This is a genomic window from Microbacterium sp. 13-71-7 (assembly GCF_002257455.1).
Classification (GTDB): Bacteria; Actinomycetota; Actinomycetes; order Actinomycetales; family Microbacteriaceae; genus Microbacterium.
The window spans coordinates 1-7,669 of the sequence record NZ_NCKN01000197.1 but is presented as its reverse complement, the minus strand read 5'-3'; the positions used below and the strand labels follow the sequence as shown (position 1 = coordinate 7,669).

The 7,669-nt window shown below is 73.1% G+C and carries 7 protein-coding genes and 1 pseudogene; 6 read left to right on the top strand and 2 right to left on the bottom strand.

Features of this window, described 5'->3' with window-relative positions:
- The 6 genes from B7X32_RS16105 to B7X32_RS16080 all read left to right on the top strand — a co-directional run.
- The coding region (locus B7X32_RS16105; protein WP_292721840.1) for an SDR family oxidoreductase at positions 1 to 425 on the top strand (425 nt) is incomplete at its 5' end.
- A gap of 27 nt (positions 426 to 452) precedes the next feature.
- On the top strand, positions 453 to 1,553 hold the full coding sequence (locus B7X32_RS16100) for a zinc-binding dehydrogenase (RefSeq protein ID WP_292721837.1): 1,101 nt from the start codon (positions 453 to 455) through the stop codon (positions 1,551 to 1,553).
- A 14-nt stretch (positions 1,554 to 1,567) separates the two neighbouring features.
- Positions 1,568 to 2,536: an aldo/keto reductase gene (locus B7X32_RS16095; protein WP_292721834.1), complete on the top strand. Its 969-nt coding sequence runs from the start codon at positions 1,568 to 1,570 to the stop codon at positions 2,534 to 2,536.
- Between the two features lie 144 nt (positions 2,537 to 2,680).
- Complete coding sequence (locus B7X32_RS16090; protein WP_292721831.1) at positions 2,681 to 3,688, top strand: alpha/beta hydrolase; 1,008 nt, start codon at positions 2,681 to 2,683, stop codon at positions 3,686 to 3,688.
- Positions 3,685 to 4,686, top strand: coding sequence for an alpha/beta hydrolase (locus B7X32_RS16085; RefSeq protein ID WP_292721828.1), 1,002 nt, complete (start codon positions 3,685 to 3,687; stop codon positions 4,684 to 4,686). Before B7X32_RS16090 ends, B7X32_RS16085 begins: the two co-directional genes overlap by 4 nt.
- Complete coding sequence (locus B7X32_RS16080; protein ID WP_292721825.1) at positions 4,683 to 5,885, top strand: multidrug effflux MFS transporter; 1,203 nt, start codon at positions 4,683 to 4,685, stop codon at positions 5,883 to 5,885. The genes B7X32_RS16085 and B7X32_RS16080 overlap by 4 nt, the downstream gene beginning before the upstream one ends.
- A 503-nt stretch (positions 5,886 to 6,388) precedes the next feature.
- Here the strand turns inward: B7X32_RS16080 and murQ are convergent.
- Complete coding sequence (gene murQ, locus B7X32_RS16075) at positions 6,389 to 7,351, bottom strand: N-acetylmuramic acid 6-phosphate etherase (RefSeq protein ID WP_292721822.1); 963 nt, start codon at positions 7,349 to 7,351, stop codon at positions 6,389 to 6,391.
- Positions 7,341 to 7,669, bottom strand: a pseudogene (locus tag B7X32_RS16070) (ATPase); the annotation flags it as partial. The gene murQ and the pseudogene B7X32_RS16070, both read right to left, overlap by 11 nt.

Below are 7,669 nucleotides of genomic sequence, written 5' to 3'. Positions count from 1 at the left end.
ACGCCGCCGTGGCCGTGAACATCCGAGGCACGTTCCTCATGCTCCGGGAGTTCGCGCCCCGCCTGCCCGACGGCGGCGCGATCGTGAACACCTCCTCGATCGGCGGACGCCAGCCCACCCCTGGCATGGGCCACTACGAGATGACCAAGGCCGCCGTCGACGCGATGACCCGCACCGCCGCGATCGAGCTCGCCGGCCGCCGGATCCGCGTGAACGCCGTCGCCCCCGGCCCGATCCTCACCCCGCTCACCGCGGGGTTCGCCACCGACCCGCAGGCGCGCGCCGCGTGGGAGGCCCGCATCCCGCTCGGCACGATCGCCGAGGTCGAGCAGGTCGCCCCGCTCGTCGTCTTCCTCGCGAGCGACGCCGCGAGCCACATCACCGGCGTCTCCGTCCCCGTCGACGGCGGCCAGCTCCTCGTCTGACGTGCTCTCCGAACCGGAAGGACCCGCATGACCCTCCCCACCGCCACCCGCGCGGCCGTGCTCACCGAGCACGGCGCGCCGCTCACCCTGCAGGAGCTGCCGCTCCCCACCGAGATCGCCCCGGGCGCCGCCCTCGTGCGCATCGCGTGCTCGACCCTGTGCGGCACCGACATCGAGATCTGGGAAGGGCGGATGACCTTCCCCGGCATGCTGCCGATGGTGCTCGGACACGAGATGGTCGGCGAGATCGTCGCCCTCGGAGAGGGCACCGTCGACGCGCTCGGCCGCCCGCTGAACCTCGGGGACCGGATCGGCTGGTCCGAGTCGACGTGCGGCGAATGCTACGGCTGCGTCGTGCTGCGCGAGCCCGTGCACTGCTCCCGTCGCGGCTACGGCTTCCTGCAGCGCTCCGACGTGCCGCCCTATGCGACGGCAGGCCTGTCCGAGTACGCGTACGTCACGCCTGGCGCCGCCAAACTGCTCCTGCCTGAGGCGGTCAAGGACACCTGGGCTTCGATGGCCGGCTGCGCGGCGAAGACCGTGCTGCGCGCCTTCGAGCGCGGCGGGCGCATCAGGCCCGGCTCCACGGTCGTCGTGCAGGGCGCGGGCGCGCTCGGCATCTTCGCGACCGCCGTCGCGAAGATCTCCGGAGCAGGACGCGTGATCACCGTCGGCGCGCCGGCCGCCCGGCTCGAGCTCGCGGCGCGCTTCGGCGCGGACGCGGTGGTCGACTTCCGTGACGGCCCCGTGGTCGCGCTGGTCTCGGAACTCACCGACGGCCACGGCGCGGACCACGTGTTCGACTTCGCCGGAGCGCCGAGCGTGGGACCGGACGCCGTCGGCATGGCCGCGCAGCGCGGCACCGTCGTGATCGTCGGATCCACCGGCCCCGTCGGCGACCCTTTCCCGGTGAGCACCCTCATGGGCAAGGAGCTGACCATGGTCGGCTCGCTCAACGGCGACATCGCCGACTACGCCCGCTCGATCGACTTCTTCCAGGCCTTCGCCGGCCGCTTCCCCTGGGACGACCTGTTCAGCGCACCCGTCGGACTCGATCAGGCCTCCGAGAAGATCGCGAACATGCACCAGCTCGATGAGGTCAAGGCCGTCATCGACCCCCGTCTGTGAAGGAGACCGCGACCATGAACCCCGATACGACGACCCTGCCCCGGCGGGAGATCGGCACGAGCGGCATCGCCGCATCGCTGTTCTCGCTCGGATCCTGGCACACCTACGACCGCATGGACTTCGGCGACGCCACGGCCATGCTCCGCGAAGCCGTCGACCGGGGCGTGAACCTCTTCGACGTCGGCGTGTACACGGGGCCGGGGATGCCCCCGGCGTTCACCGACGTCATCTTCAGCGCCATGGTGCGCGCCGCGGGCCTGCGGCGGGACGAATGGCTGCTCTCGTCGAAGCTGTGGCTGGAGGCCTTCGACGCGGACGGCTTCCGCCCGCAGCTCGAGAACGCGCTGTTCCGGGTCGGCGTCGAGCACGCGGATCTGGTGATCTTCGGCGATCTGCGCCGGGACGATCTGGAGCTGCGCGACCTGGTGCTCGACCTCGCCAACCTCGCGGACCGCGGACTCATCCGCGCCTGGGGAGTGAACAACTGGTCCGCGACCTCGATCCAGACCCTGATCGACATCGCCGCCGTCGAAGGCGTCCCGGGTCCGCAGATCGCGCAGCTGAAGTACAGCGTCTCGCGCCGCTCCATCCCCGACGGCGCACCCTTCGCGCGCCTCTGGGAGCAGGGCCTGACGCTGCAGGCCTCGGACTGCCTGGAGGGCGGCGTGCTCGCCGGGAAGGTGAACGGCGACCGGCAGATCGGCCGGGATCCGGGTGGGATCCGGAAGCGCATCATCGACGACGTGCCCGCGTTCACGGCACTGGCCGCATCGCTCGGGGTCACCCCGGCGCAGCTCGGGATCGCGTTCACGCTCACGCATCCCGCCCTGACCACGACCCTCTTCGGCGCATCGAGCGTCGCGCAGCTGCGCGCGAACCTCGACGCGGCCGCGCTCGTCGACCAGGTCGGCGCGGAGGAACTGCGCCGGCTCGTCGCACCGTTCTGGGCCGACCGCGACGCGGTCGATCCGGAAGGCCCCTGACCTGTCCCCCCTTCCGGGGTCGCCGAGCGAGCCGCAGGCGAGACGAGACGCGGAGCCCTCGTGCCGAACCGCGTGTCGACCTGGACGGCGTCGCCGTCCTCGCTCGACGACCTCGGGATCACCCGAAGAGAAGGAACTCACCGCATGACCGTCATCGCCGCAGGGCACCCGACCGTCGCACCCGTCCCGTTCGACCCCGAGGTGCAGATCGTCCTCGACGCGATCGCGCAGAACCCGCAGCCCGCCCTCACCCGGGAGACCCTCCCCCGTGAGGGCACCGACACGATGTTCCCCGACAACGACACCGTGATCGCCGGCCGCGCGATCGAGTGGGAGGACCGGATCGTCCCCGGCCCCGCCGGCGCGCCCGACATCGAGGTCACCGTCTTCCGGCCGCGCACCTCCGCCGAAGCGCCCGCGGATCGGAGTCGTCCCGCATACCTGAACATCCACGGCGGCGGACAGATCGTCGGGCACCGCAGCTGGGAGACCGGGCGCGTGGTCGACATCGTGGCGGAGCACGGGGTGGTCGCGGTCAACGTCGAGTACCGGCTCGCGCCGGAGCACCCCTCGCCTGCGGGACTCGAGGACTGCTACGCCGCGCTGCTCTGGCTGCATGCGCACGCCGCGGAGCTCGGCGTGGATCCCGACCGGATCATCGTCGGCGGCGGAAGCGCGGGCGGCTGCCTCGCCGCCGGCGTCGCCCTGCTCGCCCGCGACCGCCGCGGCCCCGTCCTCGCCGGACAGCTGCTGCTGTGCCCGATGCTCGACAACACGAACACGACGGTGTCGAGCCTGCAGTACGACGGGATCGGCACCTGGCAGCGCGAGGCGAACCTGCTCGCCTGGTCGTGCCTGTTCGGCGAGGAGCTCGCGTTCAGCCCCGAGGTCTCCGGCTACGCCGCACCGACGCACGCGGCCGACGTCGCGAACCTCGCCCCGGCGTACATCGAGGTCGGCGAGGCCGAGATGTTCCGCGACGAGGACACCCAGTACGCGCTGCGGATCTGGGCCACGGGCGGACAGGCCGAGCTGCACGTCTGGGGCGGCGGCGCGCACGGATTCGACATGTACATGCCGGAGGCCGAGATCTCCCGGGCGGCGCTCGCCGCGCGGGCGAGCTGGCTGCGCCGCATCTGGGGCACCCGATGACGACCGGGAGGACCGCCGGCCCCCTCGCCCGCGTGCCGTACGACCCCGAGCTCGTGGACGGGCTCGCGGCGTTCCTCGACCTCGTCGAGGTCATCCCGCTGCGCGCCGACACGATCCTGCAGAACCGCGCCCATTTCGCGACGATCATCCCGCCGATGGCGGTGCAGGCCGAGGGCAGGGCCGTGACCTGGGAGGACCGGGTCATCCCCGGCCCTCCCGGCGCCCCGGACCTCGACGTCACGATCGTGCGTCCCGCCCGCCGGACGGCGGATCCGGCGCCCGCCGTGCTGTCCATCCACGGCGGCGGCATGGTGCTCGGCACGCGCTTCTTCGGCACACCGGAGCTCATCGACCTCGCCGAGCGGCACGGCGTCGTGGGCGTCGCCGTCGAGTACCGCCTCGCCCCGGAGCACCCCGGCCCGGCGCAGGCGGAGGACTGCTACGCCGCACTCCGGTGGATGGCCGTGCAGGCCGATGAGCTCGGCATCGACCCGACGCGGATCCTCGCCTCGGGGCAGAGCGCCGGAGGCGGCCTCTCCGCGGCCGTGGCGCTGCTGGCGCGCGATCGCAACGGTCCGCGCCTGGCGGGGCAGCTGCTCGGCTGCCCGATGCTCGACGACCGCAACGAGACCGTGTCGGCCCGCCAGTACGACGGCATCGGCGCCTGGGATCGCAACAACAACGACACCGCGTGGACGGCGATCGCGGGCGCCGACAGGTTCACCGACCGGGTCTCGCCCTACACGGCGCCCGCTCGCGCCACCGATCTCTCCGGCCTCCCCCCGGCGTACATCGAGGTGGGCGCGGCGGAGACGTTCCGCGACGAGGCCGCGGACTACGCCTCCCGGATCTGGGCCACGGGCGGCCAGGCCGAACTGCACGTCTGGGGCGGCGGCTATCACGGCTTCCACGGCTTCTCGCCCGACGCCGTGGTGTCCCTGGCGGCGAACGCCGCGCGCGAGAGCTGGCTGCGCCGCGTGCTGCGCCTCGGCGGATGAGCGAGGTGCTCGCCCGCCCGCGCATGGGGACGCTGCGCGCGATGCTCGTGCTCGGGCTGCTGGAGGCGTTCGGTCCGCTGTCGATGGATCTGTACCTGCCGCAGCTGCCGCAGCTCGCCACGGCACTCGGCACGAGTGACGCGCTCGCGCAGACCACGATGTCGGCGTGCATGGTGGGCCTCGGGCTCGGCCAGCTCGCCGCGGGCCCGCTCAGCGACCGCTTCGGCCGACGCCGTCCGCTCCTCGTCGGCGTCTGCGCCTTCGCCGTGCTGTCACTGGTGTGCGCGCTCGCTCCGGGGATCGAGGTGCTGCTCGTCGCCCGCTTCCTGCAGGGCCTCGCCGGATCCGCCGGCATCGTGATCTGCCTCGCCGTCGCCAGGGACCAGTTCTCGGGCGCGGAGCTCAGCCGCATGCTGTCCCTGCTGTTCCTCGTCTCCGGCGCCGCCCCCGTGATCGCGCCCGTCGTGGGCGGTCAGCTCGCGCGGATCATGGACTGGCGCGGCATCTTCGGCGTGCTCGCGGGCATCGGCGTCGCCCTGTTGCTGGTCGTGCTCCTCGCCCTGCCGGAGACGCTGGATCCGTCCGACCGGCACGCGGGCGGCGTGCGCGAGCTGGGAGCGCACACCGGCGCGGTCCTGCGGGATCGCCTGTTCGTCGCGGTGCTGTGCGCCGGAGCCGGCGGCGGCGTGGCGTTCTTCACCTACCTGTCCCTGACCCCGTTCGTGCTGCAGGACGAGTTCGGGCTGGATCCGCAGGGCTTCAGCCTCGCCTTCGCCCTCGGCGCGCTCGCCCACATCGCCGGCAGCCAGGCGAGCCGGCTGATCGTGCGCCGCGTCGGCCCGCTGCGCGTCTACCTGCTGGGTGTCACGGCGACCGCGCTCGCGACCGCCGTGCTCGCCGCACTCGCGCTGCTCGGGGCGGGGCTGTGGGGCGTCGCCGGCGCGCTCATCGGGTTCATGCTCTGCGCGGGACTCGGCGGGCCGAACGCGTCGACGCTCGCGCTCGCGCACCACGGCGCCCGTGCCGGCACGGCGTCGGCGCTGCTGGGCATGTCGACGTTCCTGGTGGGCCCGCTCCTGTCCCCGCTCGCGGTCGGCATCGGCGGCGCGACCGCGGTGACCATGGGCGTCACGATGGCCGCCGCCGCCCTGGTCGCCGCCTTGATCGCCTGGTTCGCCGTCCGCCCGGCGGCCCGTTAGCGGTTCGCCTGGTAGGGGTTGGCCTGGTAGCGGCGGCGTCCGGCTGGCGGCCTGGTAGTGCTTGGCCTGGTAGCGGCGGCGTCCGGCTGGCGGCCTGGTAGTGCTTGGCCTGGTAGCGGCGGCGTCCGGCTGGCGGCCCGGTAGCGGACGGCCCTCATGCACGGCAGTCGGAGCCCCTCCCGTCGCGAATGCGGTCGCCACAGGACGCTCCCGTCGCAAAAGACGTCGCTATTCGTCCGTCAAAACGGCATCCATTGCGACGGGAGCGGATCCAGCGACCTCATCAGCCGGCGACTCGGCCGTACGCTCGCGTCGCGAAGTCCGCACCCCTCCCGTCGCGAATGCGATCGCGACGGATCCTCACGTCGCGAATGCGGTCGCCACAGGATGCTCCCGTCGCAAAGAACGTCGCTATTCGTCCGTCAAAACGGCATCCATTGCGACGGGAACGGATCCAGCGAGGCCATCAGCGACGTCAGCGGGGCCGGCCCCGGGCAGAGGGCTCAGCCCAGGGCGGCGATCGCGTCGCGGAGGATGCCGTGGGATGCGGCCAGAGCCGGGGCGGCGACCTCGGCGGAGGCGCCCGAGAAGAGCATCAGCAGCGCGAGCTTGACGGATCCGCCGGCCTCGGAGAGCGCGCGCACCGCGTCGTCCTGCGCCGCGCCGCTGAGCTGGATGAGCGTGCGCACCGAGCGCGCCCGCAGCTTCTCGTTCGTGGCCTGCAGGTCGACCATGACGCCGCGGTAGGTCTTGCCGAGTCGGATCATCGAGAGCGTCGAGAGCATGTTCACGACGAGCTTCTGCGCCGTGCCCGCCTTGAGCCGGGTGGATCCGGTCACGAACTCGGGACCCACGACGACCTCGATGGGCACGTCGGCGGCGGCGCCGATCGCGGATCCGGCGTTGGCGGCGATCGCGACGGTGAACGCGCCCGCCTCTCGGGCGTACGCGAGCCCGCCCAGCACATAGGGCGTGCGCCCCGACGCGGAGATCCCGACCACCGTGTCGTCCTCGTTCAGCCCGAGGCCGCGCAGGGACTCCGCGGCCGCGCGGTCGTCGTCCTCCGCGTTCTCCACGGCGTCGCGGATCGCGACCTCGCCGCCGGCGATGAGCCCGACGACCATCCCGGGATCCGTGCCGAACGTCGGCGGGCACTCGGAGGCGTCCAGCACCCCGACCCGACCCGCGGTCCCCGCACCGATGTAGATCAGCCGTCCGCCGCGGCGGAACCGCTCCGTGATGCCGTCCACCGCGTCGGCGATCCGCTCGGCCTGCGCCGCGATCGCCTCGGGGACGCGCCGGTCCTCGGCGTTCATCGCCCGCACCAGCTCGAGCGTGGGCAGCAGGTCGAGATCGCCGCGCGAGGTGTCCGCCTGCTCGGTCGAGAGGTGGGACAGCTCCCCGATCAGTGCCGCCAGGCGGGCGTCGTCCGTCGGGATGGCATTCGACGCGGTCTCATTCGGCACGGTGCACGAACCTTTCGTGGAGAGGGGCGCGGCCCTCGGCGATCATGGCGGCGCCGTCCAGCGCATCGCCGCGGGCGGGCACTGCTTCCAGCCCCCTGGTCTCGAGCGCGGACGAGACCGCGGCGCGGAACCCGTCGTGCGCGGTCAGGCCTCCGTGCAGGGCGACCACGGAGGTGCCTCCGGATGCGGCGAGCGCGGTGTCGCCGAGAAGGCCGGCCGCACGGTCGCGGATCGCGACGGCGGCCGGATCCCCCTGGTCGGCGCCGTCGAGGACGGCGGGCGCGAAGGTCGCGAGCAGGCGGGCGGGCGCGGCGGCGC